Genomic DNA, 16,731 nt, shown 5'->3' on the forward strand with positions numbered 1-16,731 from the left:
GTCTCTCAACCTTTTAGAACTTATGCTTAATGTAGTGATCCTCGCCGCCGGACTGGGCAAACGCATGCAGTCCGACCTTCCCAAAGTGCTGCACACGCTGGCCGGCAAACCGATGCTGGCCCATGTGCTGGACAGCGCGCGCCAGTTGAAGCCGGCGCGCATCATCGTCGTGGTCGGCCATGGCGCGGACCGCGTCAAACAGGCGTTCGAAGGCCAGCCGGATCTGCACTTCGTGTTGCAGCAACCGCAGCAAGGCACCGGCCACGCCGTGCAGCAAGCGGTGCCGCTGCTGTTGGAAGGCGAAGGCAAGGATGACGTGACGCTGGTGCTGTACGGTGACGTGCCGCTGGTGCAGCCCGATACGCTGCAACGCCTGCTGGACGCGCGCGGCGCGGGCGCGGCGGTGCTGACCGAAGTGCTGGACGACTCCACCGGCTATGGCCGCATCGTGCGCGACGCCCAAGGCAATGTGTGCCGCATCGTCGAGCACAAGGACGCGTCCGACGCCGAACGCGCCATCAAGGAAGTGAACACCGGCATCCTGACGGCACCCACGGCCAAGCTGAAAGACTGGCTGACCCGCATCGACAACAAGAACGCACAGGGCGAGTACTACCTGACCGACGTCGTCGGGCTGGCTGTCGTTGACAGCGTGCCGGTGGGCGCGGCGCAACCGGCCGCCGGCTGGGAAACGCTGGGCGTGAACAGCCGCGTGCAGCAAGCCGAACTGGAACGCCGCTGGCAAGGCGAGCAAGCCCGCCGCCAGCTGGAAGCCGGCGTCACGCTGGCCGACCCCGCCCGCTTTGACGTGCGCGGTTCGCTCACGTGCGGCCGCGATGTGTTCATTGACGTGGGCTGCGTGTTCGAAGGCAATGTGACGTTGGCCGATGGCGTGCGCGTTGGCCCGCATTGCGTGCTGCGCGATGTCGCGGTGGGCGCGGGCACGCAGATCGAAGCGTTCAGCCATCTGCAACAGGCCGAAGTGGGCCGTGATGCGCGGGTGGGTCCGTATGCCCGCCTGCGTCCGGGCGCCGAATTGGGCGACCGCAGCCACGTCGGCAACTTCGTCGAAATCAAAAAGAGCGTCCTGGGCGCGGACAGCAAGGCCAATCACCTGGCCTACATCGGCGACGCCGACATCGGCGCGCGCGTGAACGTGGGCGCGGGCACCATCACCTGCAATTACGACGGCGTGAACAAGCACCGCACCGTCATCGAAGACGACGCCTTCATCGGTTCCGACACGCAGCTGGTCGCGCCGGTGCGTGTGGGCCGTGGCGCCACCTTGGGCGCAGGCACCACCCTGACGCGCGACGCGCCGGCTGAGAAGCTGACGGTGTCGCGTGCCAAACAGCTCACCGTTGAGGGTTGGCAGCGTCCCGTCAAGAAGTCGTGATGGCGGAGAACGACCCCGCCCAGGCTGCCGCTCAAGGCGCCGCCCCAAGCGGCGGCGCCAAGTCGGCCCAGCCTGACGGCCTGCCCACGCCGCGCCGGTATTGGGCGGCCGCTACGGTGATGACAGGCATCAGCCTGTCGGTGCTGGACACGACCATCGCCAACGTGGCCCTGCCCACGATCGCCGTCGACCTGAACGCATCCCCCGCGCAAGCCGTCTGGATCGTCAACGCCTACAACCTGGCGGTGGTGATGATGCTGCTGCCCTTGTCGGCGCTGGCCGAGCGCATCGGCTTTCGCCGCATGTTCACCTTCGGCCTGATACTTTTCACGTTGGCGTCGCTGGGCTGCGCGCTGGCCGGCACGTTGTGGCAGCTGACGGCGGCGCGCGTGTTCCAGGGCGTGGGCGCGGCCACCTTGATGTGCATGTTTGGCGGCCTGGTGCGCAACATCTATCCGCTGAAATTGCTGGGGCGCGGCATCAGCATCAACGCCACCACGGTGGCCGTGATGTCGGTGCTGGGGCCCACCATCGGGTCCGCCATTCTGTCGGTGGCGCCGTGGCCATGGATCTTCGCGGTCAATCTGCCGATCTGCGTGCTGGCCATGTTCGGCCTGCGCCATCTGCCTGAAGTGCCGCGTAACGACGTCAAGCTGGATTGGGTCAGCGCGCTGCTCTGCATGGTGACGCTGGGCGTCTTCATTTCCGGCGTCGACATGATGGGGCAGGATCTGCTGCGCGGGATCGGCCTGGTTGCGATTGCGACGGTGGTTGGCTTGGTGCTGGTGCGCCGCGCCAGCCGCCAGCCCGCGCCGCTGGTGCCGGTGGACCTGCTGCGCATCCGTCCGCTGGCGTTCGCCGTGGGCGCGTCGGCCTGCACGTTTGCGGCGCAGATGGCGTCGTATGTGTCGCTGCCGTTCTACTTCCAGCAGGTGCTGGGCCGGCCGTACCTGGAAGTCGGCATGCTGATGGGCGCCTGGCCTGTTGGCACCGCCATCATCGCCCCGCTGGCGGGCCGGCTGTCCGACCGCTATTCCGCCGCCACGCTCAGTGGCGTGGGGGCGGCGACCATGGTGGCTGGCATGTTGTCGCTGGCCCTGCTGCCGTCGTCGGTGTCGAACTGGCCCATTGTGGCGGGCATGTTCGTGGCGGGCGTGGGATTTGGTTTCTTCCAGACGCCGAACAACCGCGCCATGTTGTCGGCCGCGCCCCGCTCGCGCAGTGGGGCGGCGGGTGGCTTGCAGGCCACGACCCGGGTGTTCGGCCAGAGCTTTGGCACGGCGCTGGTGGCCATCGCCTTCAGCGTCAGCGTGGCGCACGGCCCCGGGCTGGCGCTGGTGCTGGGGACGATCTGCGCAGCTCTGGCGGTGGTCGTGAACACCGTCCGTTTCAGCAAATTGCGGGTCTAGGGGCCATTCAGCCCCTGGTTCCCGGCCGCTTCTATAATGGCGGCCGGCGCCTGGTTCCTGAAGCCAGGCGCGCAAGATTCCCTATTTTGAAGGCGGGCAGGCATGAAAATCACGGTCGTGGGTACCGGTTACGTGGGATTGGTGTCGGGAGCGTGCCTGGCCGACATGGGCAACGACGTCATGTGTCTGGATGTCGACGCGGCGAAGATCGCCCTGTTGCGCCAAGGCGGCATCCCCATCTATGAACCCGGCCTGGAAGACCTGGTCCGCCGCAACGTGCAGGCGGGCCGCCTGCATTTCACGGACGACGTGGCGCAAAGCGTGGCCTTTGGCGACGTGCAGTTCATCGCCGTGGGCACGCCGCCGGGCGAAGATGGCTCCGCCGATCTGAAGTACGTGCTGGCCGCCGCGCAGAACATCGCGCGCCACATGACCACGCGCAAACTCATCGTCGACAAGTCCACCGTGCCGGTCGGCACCGCCGACAAGGTGCGCGCGGTGGTGGCTAAGGAACTGGCGGCGCGCGGCGTCGACATTCCCTTCAGCGTGGCCTCCAACCCCGAATTCCTGAAGGAAGGGGCCGCCATCAATGACTTCATGAGCCCGGACCGCGTGGTCGTGGGCGCTGACGACGACTACACCATCGGCATGATGCGCCGCATCTACGAACCCTTCCAGCGCACGCACGACCGCCTGATGGTGATGGACGTGCGCTCGGCAGAACTGACCAAGTACGCCGCCAACGCCATGCTGGCCACGCGCATCTCGTTCATGAACGAGATGGCGAACCTGGCCGAAGCCTTGGGCGCCGACATCGAGCAAGTGCGCCGCGGCATCGGCGCCGATCCGCGCATCGGCTATCACTTCCTGTATCCCGGCGCGGGCTACGGCGGCTCGTGCTTCCCCAAAGACGTGCAGGCGCTGGTCAACACCGCCGCCGAAAATTCCCTGCCCATGCGCGTCATCGAAGCCGCCGAAGCCGCCAACCACGCGCAGAAATTCCGCTTGTCGGAAAAGCTGGTGGAACGCTACGGCGAAGACCTGCGCGGCCGCAAGATTGCGCTGTGGGGCTTGTCGTTCAAGCCCAACACGGACGACATGCGCGAAGCGCCCAGCCTGACGGTCATCGCCGAACTGACGCGCCGTGGCGCGGACGTGCGCGCCTATGACCCCGTCGCCATGCACGAGGCCGCCCGCGTGCTGGTCGGCCAGCCGGGCATCAGCTTCGCCACCGACATGTACGACGCGCTGGACGGCGCCGACGCGCTGCTGATTGCGACCGAATGGAAGGTCTTCCGCGCACCCGACTTCGACCGCGTGAAGGCGCTGCTGAAGACGCCGCTGATCATCGACGGCCGCAACCTGTACACGCCGGCCGACGTGCGCGGCCTGGGCTTCGAGTATTCGGGCATCGGCCGCGCATGAAGATCCTGCAACTGAACTTCGAAAAAGGCTGGCGCGGCGGCGAACGGCAGACGCTGTATTGCATGCGCGCCTTTCGCAAGGCGGGCCATGACGTCGAAGTGATGTGCCGCGAAGGCGCGCCGCTGGCCGAGCGCGCGCGCCAAGAGGGTTTCGTCGCCCACACCTGCCGCAACGTGCCGGGCCAACTGGCGTTCCTGGCGGGCGCCAGCCGCTACGACATCATCCACGCGCAAACCGCCAACACCATCACGTGGGCCGTGCTGACCAAGTGGCTGCATCGCAGCCCCGTGGTGTTCTCGCGCCGCACGTCGTTTGTGGTGAAGCCGGGCGACGAATGGAAAACCGGCTACAAGTGGCGCCACGCGAATCTGTTCGTGGCGATCAGCGAGATGGCCGCCAGCGAACCGCGCCGGCTGGGCATCGAACCCGTCATCATCCGCAGCGCGGTCGAACCGCACGCCATCAACGCCGAGAACGTCGCCAACCTGGTGCGCGAATTCGAACTGACCGGCAAGAAGGTCATGGCGACCTCCGCCGCGCTGATCCGCGACAAGGACCCCGTCACCTTGGTGCGCGCCGTGGGCGAACTGGCCAAGACGCGCCGCGACTTCGTCTTCCTGCATTTCGGCGCAGGCGGCGACCGCGAACAGCAGGCCAAGGACGAAGCCAAAAAGCTCGGTATCGAAGACGTCTACCGCTTCGCGGGCTTTCGCAAAGGCGTCGAAGATTTCTACAGCATCCTCGACGTGTTCGTCATGAGCTCCGAAGAAGAAGCGCTAGGCAGCAGCGTGCTGGACGCCTTCCTGCAACGCGTGCCGGTGGTATCCACCGACGCGGGCGGCTTGAAAGAAAGCCTGGCCGACGGGCGCGGCGTGCTGGTGGCCGTGGGCGACCACCAGGCCATGGCCGCCGGCATGGCGCGCTGCCTGGACGACGCCGCATTCCGCCAAGATGTGACGGCGCGCGCGTACGAGTACGTCAAGAACGAACACGACGTGCAGAAAATGGGCAACCGGTATCTGGCGCAGTTCGAGCGGCTGCTGGGCGGGCGCTGACCCTTGCGGGGGCACTCACCCCCGCACATCAATCCTCGTTTCAAACTTCGCGCGGTGCACCGAGAAGAACGTGCGCACGTTGCGCACGTTGGCTTGCGCCGTGAAGGCGCGGTGGACCAGTGCGTGATAGGCGGGCATGTCCTTTACCTGGGCGATCACCACGAAGTCCGGGCCGGGCGACACGCGGTAGCACTGAAGCACGGCGGGCTCGGTCAGCATGCTTTGTTCGAACGCGTCCAGGCTTTCGGCGGCCTGCACATCCAGCGTGATCTCGACGATTGCCGTCAGCGTGCTGCCCAGCTTTTCGGCCGCCAGGATGGCGACCTGGCGGTCAATCACGCCTTCATCCACCAAGCGCCGCACTCGCCGCAGGCAGGTGGGGGGCGAGGCATGCACGCGTGCGGCCAGATCCTGGTTGGTCAGTGAGCTGTCTTCTTGTAACTGTTCAAGAATGCGCAGGTCCAGATCATCGAGTTCCGGCAGCAGATTGGGCATATTTTGCATGATTAATTCAAAAACAACATTTTGAAGAAAGATTATTTAATCACAAATATGTAAGGGAATTAACTTCCAAATATAGACGTATTAAGAAATCATATTTCTTTGCGGGTCGCGCACAATGCGTCGGTACACGAACTTAGCGGAGTCTCTCCTATGTGCGGCATTGTTGGCGCCGTCGCCCAGCGCGACATCACCCCGATTCTTGTTGAAGGTCTGAAGCGGCTGGAATACCGCGGCTACGACTCTTGCGGCGTTGCCGTCTATGCCGACGGCCATCTGCGCCGTACGCGCAGCACGCAGCGCGTGGCTGAGCTGGCCGACCAGGTTGCCCAAGACAAGGTGCAGGGTTTCACGGGCATCGCCCATACGCGTTGGGCCACGCACGGCGTGCCGGCCACGCACAACGCGCACCCCCACTTCTCGCATCTGGGTAACGACGAGCCGCGCATCGCGCTCGTGCACAACGGCATCATCGAAAACCACGACGAACTGCGTGCTGAATTGCAGGCCGTGGGCTATGTCTTTGAAAGCCAGACCGACACCGAAGTCATCGCGCATCTGGTGAACCACCTGTACGCCGGCGACCTGTTCGAAGCCGTGCAGAACGCCGTGCGCCGCCTGCATGGCGCCTACGCCATCGCCGTGTTCTGCCGCGACGAACCGCATCGCGTCGTGGGCGCTCGCCAAGGCTCGCCGCTGGTGGTGGGCGTGGGCCAGAACGAAAACTTCCTGGCTTCCGACGCGCTGGCGCTGGCTGGCACGACCGACCAGATCATCTACCTGGAAGACGGCGACGTCGTTGACCTGCAACTGTCGCGCGTGTGGATCGTGGACGCCAACGGCAAGAACGTGGATCGTGAAGTGCACACCGTGCACGTGCACACGGGCGCGGCTGAGTTGGGCCCGTACCGCCACTACATGCAGAAGGAAATCTTCGAGCAGCCGCGCGCCGTGGGCGACACGCTGCAAGACATCGAAGCCATCACGCCCGAGCTGTTCGGCGACCAGGCTTACAAGGTCTTCAAAGAGATCGATTCGCTGTTGATTCTGGCTTGCGGTACCAGCTACTACGCGGGTCTTACCGCCAAGTACTGGATTGAGTCCATCGCCAAGATCCCGGTGGCCGTGGAAATCGCCAGCGAATATCGCTACCGCGACAGCGTGCCCAACCCGCGTTCGCTGGTGGTCACGATCTCGCAGTCGGGCGAAACCGCCGACACGCTGGCCGCGTTGAAGCACGCGCGTTCGCTGGGCATGGAGCACACGCTGACCGTCTGCAACGTGTCCACCAGCGCCATGGTGCGCGAATGCAAGCTGTCGTACATCACGCGCGCCGGCGTTGAAATCGGCGTGGCGTCGACCAAGGCCTTCACCACCCAGCTGACCGCGCTGTTCCTGTTGACCCTGACGCTGGCGCAAGTGCGCGGACAGTTGTCGGACGAGCAGGAAGCCGATCACCTGAAGGCGCTGCGCCATCTGCCGGTGGCCATCGGTTCGGTGCTGGCGCTTGAGCCGCAGATCATGGCGTGGGCCGATCGCTTCGCGTCCAAGGAAAACGCCCTGTTCCTGGGCCGTGGCATGCACTACCCCATCGCGCTGGAAGGCGCGCTGAAGCTGAAGGAAATCAGCTACATCCACGCCGAAGCCTACCCGGCTGGCGAGCTCAAGCACGGCCCGCTGGCGCTGGTGACCGAGCACATGCCGGTTGTGACCATCGCGCCCAAGGACGAGCTGCTGGAAAAGCTGAAGTCCAACATGCAGGAAGTGCGCGCGCGCGGCGGCGAGCTCTATGTGTTTGCGGATGCCGACAGCAAGATCCAAAGCGCCGAAGGCATGCACGTGATCCGCATGCCCGAGAACTACGGCAAGCTGTCACCCATCCTGCACACCATTCCGCTGCAGCTGCTGTCCTACCACACGGCCTGCGCCCGCGGCACGGACGTGGACAAGCCGCGCAACCTGGCCAAGAGCGTGACGGTGGAATAACACCGCTGTTCGTCTTTTATATCAAGCACTTGGCCCACCGCATGCGGTGGGCCAAGTGCTTTGAAGACGGCGATTTTCAGGGGCATTATTCAGCGGATTATGACGGGCTTGTACACAACGATTTTGCATTACGGAATAATTGCTTTAGGCTATTAATAAATACCCGCTGAACAAGCATTATGTTTTTCAGTATGGTTAAACAGGAATAAGAAATACCCTTTTTAATATTCGTTAACAATTGCCCGGCCATTCTGTGTTGCGGTTTGTGTAATGAATGTAATTATTTGAGGGAATTCCCGGGGTTTATTACGGAAACCCTGACTCATTTCCACAGCAATAATAATTTTTAGAAAGAATATTGCTGTCTGGCCCATCTACGATTCGTTGGCTCGTCATCCGACACGTATGTGCAGGTTTCGAGACGAAACATTTCTTAAGCAATAAGTCCGCCCAATGGGGACAGTCGTATATCGATTTTGAATCGATTTACGTGTCTTCGGGCGTCGATTTCTAGTGTCCACGACACGACGAAAACAGTGAGGCCCCCGTGGTAAAGAGAATCGCAGTGTGTGGCCTTGGATATGTCGGCCTGCCCGTAGCCGTCGCATTTTCCAAGCGCTTTGATGTCATCGGCTTTGATGTAGATAAGCGGAGAATCGCACGACTGAAAGAGGGACATGACTGGACCGGCGAGATTGACGACGACGCCCTGCGTGCCTCTGCCATGACCTTTACCGACCAGATTTCGGAACTGGAAGGCTGCGACTTTTTCGTGGTCGCCGTTCCCACGCCGGTCGACGAAAAGAACAACCCCGATTTTTCCCTGCTGGTGCGCGCATGCCAATCGATTGGCCCTGTGCTGCGTCCGGGTTCCATCGTGGTGTTTGAATCCACCGTCCACCCCGGCGCTACCGAGGAAATCTGCGGCCCCGAACTCGAAAAGGTGTCCGGCCTGCGCTGCGGCGTCGATTTCAAGCTGGGTTACAGCCCCGAACGGATCAACCCGGGCGACCGCGAGCATCCGCTGGAGAAGATCGTGAAGATCGTGTCCGGCCAGGATGAAGCATCGCTGGAGATCATTGCCGGCGTGTACGAGAAGATCATCGACGCCGGCGTGCACCGCGCCTCGTCCATCAAGGTGGCCGAAGCGGCGAAGGTGCTGGAAAACACCCAGCGCGACATCAACATCGCGCTGATGAACGAGATGTCGAAGATCTGCGATCTGGTCGGCATCCGCACCTCGGAAGTCCTGAACGCCGCCGGCACCAAGTGGAACTTCCTGAAGTTCTCGCCCGGCCTGGTGGGCGGACACTGCATCGGCGTCGACCCGTACTACCTGACGTCCAAGGCCCAGGAACTGGGCTATCACCCGGAAGTCATCCTGTCCGGCCGCCGCATCAATGACGGCATGGCGAACCACGTTGCACAGCGCATCGTGCAGACGCTGGCCCGCAACGGCCGCCTGAACGCGTCCACGCGCGTCGGCATCCTGGGGATGACGTTCAAGGAAAACGTGCCCGACATCCGTAACTCGAAGGTTGTCGACCTGTACCAGGCGCTGGGCAGCTACGGCATCACGCCGGTTGCGTGCGATCCGATGGTCGACCCCGAACAGATGGAACACGAATACGGCATCAAGCTCGTCCCCCGCGAAGCATTCGGTGGCATGGACGTGCTGATTCTCGCGGTCCCTCACCGCGAAACCATGGAGACCATCTGGGAAGACCTCCCCGGCCTGGTCAACAGCGGAGGCATGGTGTGCGACCTGAAGTCGGTGCTGGACAGCAAGCGCCTTGCCCCCGACCTCTTGTACTGGACTCTTTAAGTTCAGGCTCGCTATCCATCACTACAGGAGAGACCCTGGATGACTGCATTTACTATCGCTCCGATCGGCACCTGCCGAATTCATACGCCCCTGCGTGACGCCGTGGGACGCTACCCGATCAAGCTGCAACTGGGGCGCAACTACGGCTTTGTGCACACCAGCGCCGAGGCGCTACAGCAGGCGCGTTTCATGTTTGGCCAGATGGACATTCCGGCCGACGTGCAGCGCCTGATCTTCCGCCCTTCGAATGGCGAGCAAGCGCGCCGCGGCACGCACAAGCCGGCCGACCTGTACATGGTCGAGCTGTCTTCGCGCAAGCTGCTGACCATCGACGGCCATCCCATTCAATCCAACTATCTGGTTCGCTATTTCAGCGAGTTCTTCGCCGACCGCGCGCGCACCCGGATGTTCTGGCAGCTGGCCAGCACCGACCGGCTTGCCGAACGCCGTGTGCAGCTGGACCAGGACGCCGTGTTCAAAAGCCTGTCGCGCGATGACCAGGACCTGCTGTCGCGCATCGTCAAGCGCGATCAGACCGACGAAGAAATCGAAGCCGAAATGCGCGAGCTGGTCGCGCTGCTGGGTCATGACAAGGTCGTGTTCGTCACGCATGTCAACGCACTGACGCCGGACAACGTGCCGATCGACCAACGCGCGCAGCTGATCGCCGCCGTGGCCGCAAGCGCGCAGCGCATCGGCGTGCCGTGCTATGACCCGACGCCGCTCATGAGCAAGATCGGCCAGGCCGACGCCATGGAAAACGGCGGGCTGGATTTGACGCACTACACGCAGGTCTTTGCCGAGCGCCTGTGCCACGAATGGTTCAAGAACTACATGCGCCCGCGCATGAGCGCATCGACCACGCAGGTGTCTGTACCCAAGCTGGGCGCCGACGACAGCGCCGAGCGCATCGAAAAGATCTGGGATTCGGGCGACCTGCGTGAAGCCTCGCGCCGCGTGCGCGACGTGCTGCGCCGCCACCCAGGCCTGCCCGAGCACATGCTGCTGTTCGCACGCATCCAGGCAGAACTGGGCGACTACGAAGGTTCGCTTGAGCTCTTGGGCAGCGCGGACGGCGCTCTGGCTTCCGGCAGCAAGGCGGAACAGATCCTGATGCGCAACCACTTCAAGCTGGGCCGCCACGATCTGGCGTACTCGCTTGCGGCCGGCTTGCTGGGCGACGAAATCGAAACGCCCGAAATCGTCCGCATCGCCGCGGCCTCCGCCGGCCAGTTGGGTCACGTGGACGAGTCGCTGGGCAACTGGAAGCAGCTGTTCCGCATTTCGTCGCCCACCGACGCCACCGCGCTGGAAGCGGCCGACACCGTGTTGTCGCTGTTGCAAACCAGCGGCGACATGGACGCCGTCATCCGCTGGGTCAATGAAGTGCGCGAAGCCATCCCGACGTACGGCCGGGGCTTTGCGGTGCTGTGGCGCGACCGGCTGCTGGCGGGCGACCGCGCCGGCCTGCGCGCCCTGGCGTCGGAATCCCCCGCGTTGGAAGACGTGGACGCGCTGGAACTGGTCAAGGAAGCCTCGTGGCGCGGTTGCATCATGGCCGCCGCCGCGCTGGCCGTGTCTTGCGGCCTGGCCAAGAGCCAACACGAAGACATCAGCGCCTGGTTGCAATCGCAATCGGCCGCATGGGCCGAGGACGGCACCCGCGCGCTGGAAGAAGGACGCCTGCGCGATGCCGCCGAACGCATCTGCGCGCACCGCCTGCTCAACGCCGACGCCCTGACCGCCCTGCGCGCGCAGCGTGCGTTCGAACGAGCGATGCGCCTTGGCGTACGCGCCGCGCTACTGGCCGGCAATCACAAGGAAGTGATCGACCTGACCGACATCGCGTTGGATACGCAGGTTGATTTCCCCGAACTGGACGCGATGCGCGGCCGCGCGGCCGATGCGCTGGGCGACAAGCAGACCGCCATGCGCCATCTGGAACAAGCCGCCGCCGACAAGGCCGCGCCGTTGAGCACGCAGCTGTACTTTGCCCGCGTGGCCTTCAACGGTGGCTGGTTCGGCGAAGCCATCGACGCCTACCAGGCCGTGCTGGCCAACGCCTCGGCCGACCAGAACGCCAAAGATGAAGCCGAACGCCAACTGGGCAGACTGGGCCCGCGCGCCATTCGCGGCGCTCGCGAAATCCTCGCGGCAGGCGATCACCGCGCCGCCTGGAACCTGTTGGAACGCGTTGCTCAATCGTGGCCGCAGATGACGGAAGTCGATCACGAAAAACGCCGCATCATCGCCGTGCTGTATGCCGAGGCGCGCGCGTTGGACCCGGCCAGCACCACCGAGCGCCTGGCGCTGGGCGAACGCATTCTGCAACTGGTTCCCACCGACGCCATCGGCCTGCGCCTGGCCGCCGTCGGCGCCATGCGTCTGCATCGTTTCGAACAGGCTTTGCCGTACTGGCGCCGCCTTCGCGAACTGTCCGATAACCCCACGCAGTTCGATCACTACATCGATCGCTGCTTGGTGTGGATCGAAAAAGCCAATCGAAGGAAGGCAGCATGAACCCACCACTGACTACCGAACGGGCGGACGTTGCGTCCGATCTTCAATGGGTGCATGCCCAGTTGGAGGAGATCGTCACGGCGTCGGTGCGGGTCCAGGTCGCACAAGAAAACCTGGCGCGCGCCGAAGCGTTGGCGCGCGATCATCTGCAAGACTCGAAGGTCCGCTTCCTGTTGCTTCGGCTGAAGGAATCGGCAGGCTTGAACGAGGGCATGGCCGAGCAGTGGGCAACCCTGCTGCAAGAGTGCCCGGACGACCTTCTTATCGTGCGCTACTGCGCGACGCGGCTGGTCAAGGAACGGCATGTCGACGAGGCCTTGTCCTTGGTCGACCGCCATCTGCCGGCAACGTCGGAGAACCCGTCGCGGCTGTTCGCCCGCGCCAAGTTGCTTAGCGACATCCGCGCACACGAGCAGTCGGACCAGTTGTTCCGGCGCTTGATTCTGGAACACACGGATCGCAATATCCGCGTTGAATTCGCCAAACGGCTGCGCAAGCGCGGCTTGCTGGCGGACGCGTATGAAGCGATCCGCCCCGTGGCCGCGCACCTGGCGCCGGGCAGCAAGGCGGCGGAGCTGGCCAACGCGCTGGCCGCCGACTACGCCTTCTTCAAGGGCCTTGAGCCCGAAGGCGGCCTGGCGGGAAAGGACGTGCGGATTGTGTCGATGAAGCACGCCATCCTGCACTTTCGCAACCGCAAGATCGCCGAGCAGCCGCCAGAAAAGCCCGTGTCCGTCGCCCTGGTGACGGGCAGCCTGGGCCCCGGCGGCGCCGAGCGCCAGCTGACGCGCCTTGCCGGCGAATTGACGCGCATGGCGGAGCAGCCGGATCGGCAGCTGCCGGACGTGGTGATGCGGCCCGAGAAGGTCGAAGTCATGGTCAAGCAGCACACCGAGCCGGCGGGTTCGACGAAAAAGAAGCAAGGGCTCGACTTCTTTTTGCCGGTGCTGGTGCAGGCGCAGATTCCGGTCACCGAGATCAACAAGCTGCCCGCCATTTCGGTGGCGCATCAATCGGTGCCCGACGGCCGCCTGGGCCGCATGCTGGAACAGCTGCCCCCGCCCGTGCACTACGGCGTGACGCGGCTTGCGCCGGTGCTGCGCGCCAACCCGTTTGACGTCGTCAGCCTGTGGCAAGACGGCACGTGCCTGTTCGGCGCGCTGGCCGCGTTGCTTGCGGGTGTGCCGACCATCCACCTGGTGTTTCGCGGATTGCCGCCGAACATCCGCAAAGACCGCTTCCGCGAAGAGTATCCCGAGCTGTTCCAGGCCTTGGCGCAAGTGCCGGGCGTGTACTTCGTCAGCAACAGCCGCACGGCCGCCGAGGCGTACGCGCAGTGGCTGGGCATTCCCGTCGTGCGCTTTCACGTGCTGTACAACGGCGTGCCCGACCTGGCGACCAATGCATCCAGCGCCGACGAGCAAAAGTGGGAGTCCTTCAAGGAAGCCACCACCGACGCCACTGAAACGATTGGCGGCGTGTTCCGGCTGGAACCGGACAAGCGGCCGCAGCTCTGGATCAAGCTTGCCGCGATGTATCTGAAGCGGCGGCCTCAGGCACGCTTTGTCATCGTGGGCGACGGACGCCTGCACGACAACATCGTGGCGCTGGCGGAAGAACTGCGCGTGACCGATCGCCTGTTGCTGGTGGGCCTGTCCAACCACGTGGGCTACTGGTATTCGCAGATGGACGCCAGCCTGCTGCTGTCGCGTTATGAGGGCTTGCCAAACGTGTTGATCGAAGCGCAGCTGTTGGGCGTTCCGGTGATCTCAACACCCGCTGGCGGCGCCGGAGAATGCTTCGTTGAAAACGAAACAGGCCATCTGCTCAGCGATGTCGAACATCCAGACCTGACCGAAGCTTGCGACAAGGTTGAGTCGATGGTTGATCGGGTGCGCAGCAACGAGTCATTGAAGGCGCAGAGCCGTACCCGGGCACAAGACCTGTTTTCGCTCGACGCGATGCTGAGCAAGTTCCTGAGCCTGTGCGTGCCCGTCCTGCCCGTCTCGGAAAACGAGGAACGCATCGACTTCCAGCCCATGCAGCGCATGCTTGCCTGACACACGGCTGGTCTTCCCGAGGTCCTACAGATTTAAGGTTTTTATGCACATGAACGTCCCGGCTTTCGGCCTGCGGCGCAACGCGGCCTTCGCCCTGCTGGTGTTGGCCGCTCTTTCACTTTCGGGATGCCAGCTGCCGCGTTCCGGTCCGATGTTGAGCGAAATGACGGGGGCTCACGATGACAAGGATGTCGTCGTGATGCCCGCCTCGCGCGAGCTTGCGCGCGCGAGCCAGGTGCCAGAGGTGTCTGACTTTCCGGTGCCGTACCGGGATCTTACGCAGGCAGGATTCGACCGCCTGGTGCCGGGCGACGGCATCAACGTCAAAGTATGGGAACGCGGTGGCCTGGGTGTATTCGCGGCGGACCCGTCCGGCGTCAGCGACCTGGGCAATCAGGAAATCGATCGGACGGGGTATGTCTCGTTCCCGATCCTGGGAAAATTCCGCGCCGCGGATTCGACGCTCTCGCAATTGCATGACGCCATCGTGCAGCGGCTGGCCAAGCTTGTCGTGGGCGCGGATGTGAGCGTCACGCGCGCAGCCGATGCGCGCGGGCAGATGGTGACGGTGCAGGGCAACCTGACCAAGCCCGGCATGTATCCCATCACGCAGACCGCGCAACGCCTGAGCAGCGCGCTGGCGCAGGCCGCGCCGGTGCAGACGAATCCCGAACAGCTCGTGATCAGCCTGCGCCGCGACAATCAGGTGGCGTCGGTGCGTTTGTCGGATATCTACCGCAACCAGAACAACGACATCATGCTGCGGCCGGGCGATGTCATCACCGCCTATGACTCGCGTGAATACCTGACCGTGTTGGGCGCCGCGGGCAACCAAGGCCGTGTGGCGATCAGCAAGCGCAACTACTCGGTGCTGGATGCGTTGGCCGATTCCCGTGGCCTGGACGACAAGCTGGCCGACCCGCGTTCCGTGTTCCTGTTCACGCCCGCGAAGGCCGGGGTGGAAGGCAAGGCGGACCTGCTGCCGGTGGTGTATCAGTTTGATCTGACGCGTCCCGAGCAGGTGGCGCTGGCCCGCGAATTTACGGTCCATGAAGGCCAGGCCATCTATATCTCGGACGCGCCGTTCACACAGGTGCAGAAGGTCTTGTCGGCCTTCCGCGTCACGATGAGCGCCGGCTTCAGCGCCACGCGAGCCATCGATAGCGATTCGGGTTCGAGTTCGTCCGGCGTGCAATAGCGTGTCGATGAGTAACGAGGACCGGATCAAGGGGTGGCGTAACCGCCGCAAGGACAGTAACTACGCGGTGGGTTCGGGGGTCGATGCCTGGCGCCTGGACCCGGCCGCGCTCTTTGAAGCACAAGCCAAGCCGGGCGTGTTGCTGAAGCCGTTGCTGGCGCGCCTGCAAGGCGAGCCGCACGATTCCGTGGCCGCCCGCCGCGCGGTGTACGAGGCCGTGCAGGCCGAGCTGGACGCAGAGATTGCGCGCAGCAAGGTCGATGAGACGCTCGCCGATTTTTCCCGGCGGCGGCTGCGTCTGATCGTGCGCCTGCTGGAGCAGGACATCCGCGCGGGCGTCGACGTGTTCACGCCGGGCTACATGCCGCCCAAGCTGATCGCTGAAGACGAGCGGCTGGCGGCGGCGCATGCGCGGCGCGTGGAACGGCGCAAGCAGGACGAAGCGCGCGATGCGCGCCGTCATGCGTCGCGCAACGACATCGCGCTGGAAATCGAGCTGCCGCAAGGCGAGGCCGGTGATCTTGCGATTCTGCGTGAACGCCTGCAAGCCTTGCATGAAGGGCATCACCCGGGGAATGCCGCGCGTGGGCGGCCCGTCGGGCGCACGCTGATGGCGTTGTTCGTGTATCAGCTGCGGGTGATTCATGGCGAAAGCCGAATCGCGCTGCTGTGGGCCTTGGTTGGCCCGGTGGTGCTGCTGACGCTGATCTCGTCGCTGTACATCCTGATGGGGACGCACTTCATTCTTGGCATGGACGTGCAAACGTTTTCGCTGTTGGGGGCCACCACATGGATCATGTTCCGGCAGATTGTTTTCCGAAGCAGCACCGCGTACGTGTCGGCCCGAGGCTTGCTGAACTTTCAGGGCGTCACGCCGCTGATGTGCGCGATGGTGCAGGCGCTGATCTACGTGTCGGTGTACCTCGTGGTGTTCGCGGTATTGATCAGCGCCGGCCACGCGTTGGGGCTCATCACGCTTCCCGAAAGCTGGGCGGGGTTCATTCTGTTCGTGGTGCTGATGGGATGCTGCGGCTCCGCCATGGGCGTGCTGTTCGGGTCGATCGCCACCTTCTGGCATTTCTTCCTGCGCCTGGCTCCCGTGATCGAGCGGGGTCTACAGATCTTCTCCAGCGTGTTCTTTGTGTCGGAGCAATTGCCCGAACACTTGCGGCCCTGGATTCTGTGGTCGCCCTTTGCCCACGGCATGCAGCTGCTGCGTTCGGCGTACTTCGCCGCCTACGATTCGCACGACGCCAGCCTGGGCTATTTCCTGACGGCATTGGTGTTCATGATGGTGGTTGCCTTGGCGGCCGAGCGTCTTGCGCGCCCCAATGTCCAACCGATGTGAGGCAAGCA

Annotated in this window: 11 protein-coding genes; 10 read left to right on the forward strand and 1 reads right to left on the reverse strand. The window is 63.9% G+C overall.

The window, feature by feature from the left end; all coding sequences use genetic code 11:
• The first annotated feature begins 22 nt into the window (after window positions 1-22).
• From glmU to AC1DSJ_RS09800, 4 genes are all read left to right on the forward strand, one after another.
• Entirely contained in the window at window positions 23-1,396 is a 1,374-nt protein-coding gene (glmU, locus tag AC1DSJ_RS09785; protein ID WP_346552469.1) for a bifunctional UDP-N-acetylglucosamine diphosphorylase/glucosamine-1-phosphate N-acetyltransferase GlmU, read from the forward strand.
• Window positions 1,396-2,805 carry an MFS transporter gene (locus AC1DSJ_RS09790; RefSeq protein ID WP_175170663.1) on the forward strand — a complete coding sequence of 470 codons (1,410 nt, stop codon included), beginning with the start codon at window positions 1,396-1,398 and terminating at the stop codon, window positions 2,803-2,805. The genes glmU and AC1DSJ_RS09790 overlap by 1 nt, the downstream gene beginning before the upstream one ends.
• A gap of 102 nt (window positions 2,806-2,907) precedes the next feature.
• Entirely contained in the window at window positions 2,908-4,230 is a 1,323-nt protein-coding gene (locus tag AC1DSJ_RS09795) for a UDP-glucose dehydrogenase family protein (protein WP_441371342.1), read from the forward strand.
• Window positions 4,227-5,285: a glycosyltransferase family 4 protein gene (locus AC1DSJ_RS09800; protein WP_346552471.1), complete on the forward strand. Its 1,059-nt coding sequence runs from the start codon at window positions 4,227-4,229 to the stop codon at window positions 5,283-5,285. Before AC1DSJ_RS09795 ends, AC1DSJ_RS09800 begins: the two co-directional genes overlap by 4 nt.
• A 15-nt stretch (window positions 5,286-5,300) precedes the next feature.
• Here AC1DSJ_RS09800 and AC1DSJ_RS09805 read toward each other — a convergent pair whose 3' ends face one another.
• Window positions 5,301-5,789 (reverse strand): Lrp/AsnC family transcriptional regulator, encoded by a 489-nt coding sequence (locus AC1DSJ_RS09805; protein ID WP_346552474.1) that lies wholly within the window; start codon window positions 5,787-5,789, stop codon window positions 5,301-5,303.
• 150 nt (window positions 5,790-5,939) lie between these two features.
• On the opposite strand from AC1DSJ_RS09805, the gene glmS reads away from it, so the two are divergent.
• The 6 genes from glmS to AC1DSJ_RS09835 all read left to right on the forward strand — a co-directional run bounded on the left by glmS (window position 5,940) and on the right by AC1DSJ_RS09835 (window position 16,723).
• The gene (gene glmS / locus AC1DSJ_RS09810) at window positions 5,940-7,772 is read left to right on the forward strand and encodes a glutamine--fructose-6-phosphate transaminase (isomerizing) (protein ID WP_054421081.1); all 1,833 of its coding nucleotides are present in this window, start codon (window positions 5,940-5,942) and stop codon (window positions 7,770-7,772) included.
• Between the two features lie 565 nt (window positions 7,773-8,337).
• Window positions 8,338-9,597 carry a nucleotide sugar dehydrogenase gene (locus AC1DSJ_RS09815; RefSeq protein ID WP_082386902.1) on the forward strand — a complete coding sequence of 420 codons (1,260 nt, stop codon included), beginning with the start codon at window positions 8,338-8,340 and terminating at the stop codon, window positions 9,595-9,597.
• 39 nt (window positions 9,598-9,636) lie between these two features.
• The gene (locus tag AC1DSJ_RS09820; protein WP_441371343.1) at window positions 9,637-12,117 is read left to right on the forward strand and encodes a hypothetical protein; all 2,481 of its coding nucleotides are present in this window, start codon (window positions 9,637-9,639) and stop codon (window positions 12,115-12,117) included.
• A complete protein-coding gene (locus AC1DSJ_RS09825) occupies window positions 12,114-14,177 on the forward strand; it encodes a glycosyltransferase (RefSeq protein ID WP_175170658.1) in 2,064 nt (687 codons plus the stop codon). The genes AC1DSJ_RS09820 and AC1DSJ_RS09825 overlap by 4 nt, the downstream gene beginning before the upstream one ends.
• Window positions 14,178-14,220: 43 nt before the next feature.
• Window positions 14,221-15,375 carry a polysaccharide biosynthesis/export family protein gene (locus AC1DSJ_RS09830; protein WP_054421085.1) on the forward strand — a complete coding sequence of 385 codons (1,155 nt, stop codon included), beginning with the start codon at window positions 14,221-14,223 and terminating at the stop codon, window positions 15,373-15,375.
• A 7-nt stretch (window positions 15,376-15,382) separates the two neighbouring features.
• On the forward strand, window positions 15,383-16,723 hold the full coding sequence (locus AC1DSJ_RS09835; RefSeq protein WP_054421086.1) for an ABC transporter permease: 1,341 nt from the start codon (window positions 15,383-15,385) through the stop codon (window positions 16,721-16,723).
• The last annotated feature ends 8 nt before the right edge of the window (window positions 16,724-16,731 follow it).

The sequence above is a fragment of the Achromobacter sp. 01N37 genome (assembly GCF_056399725.1).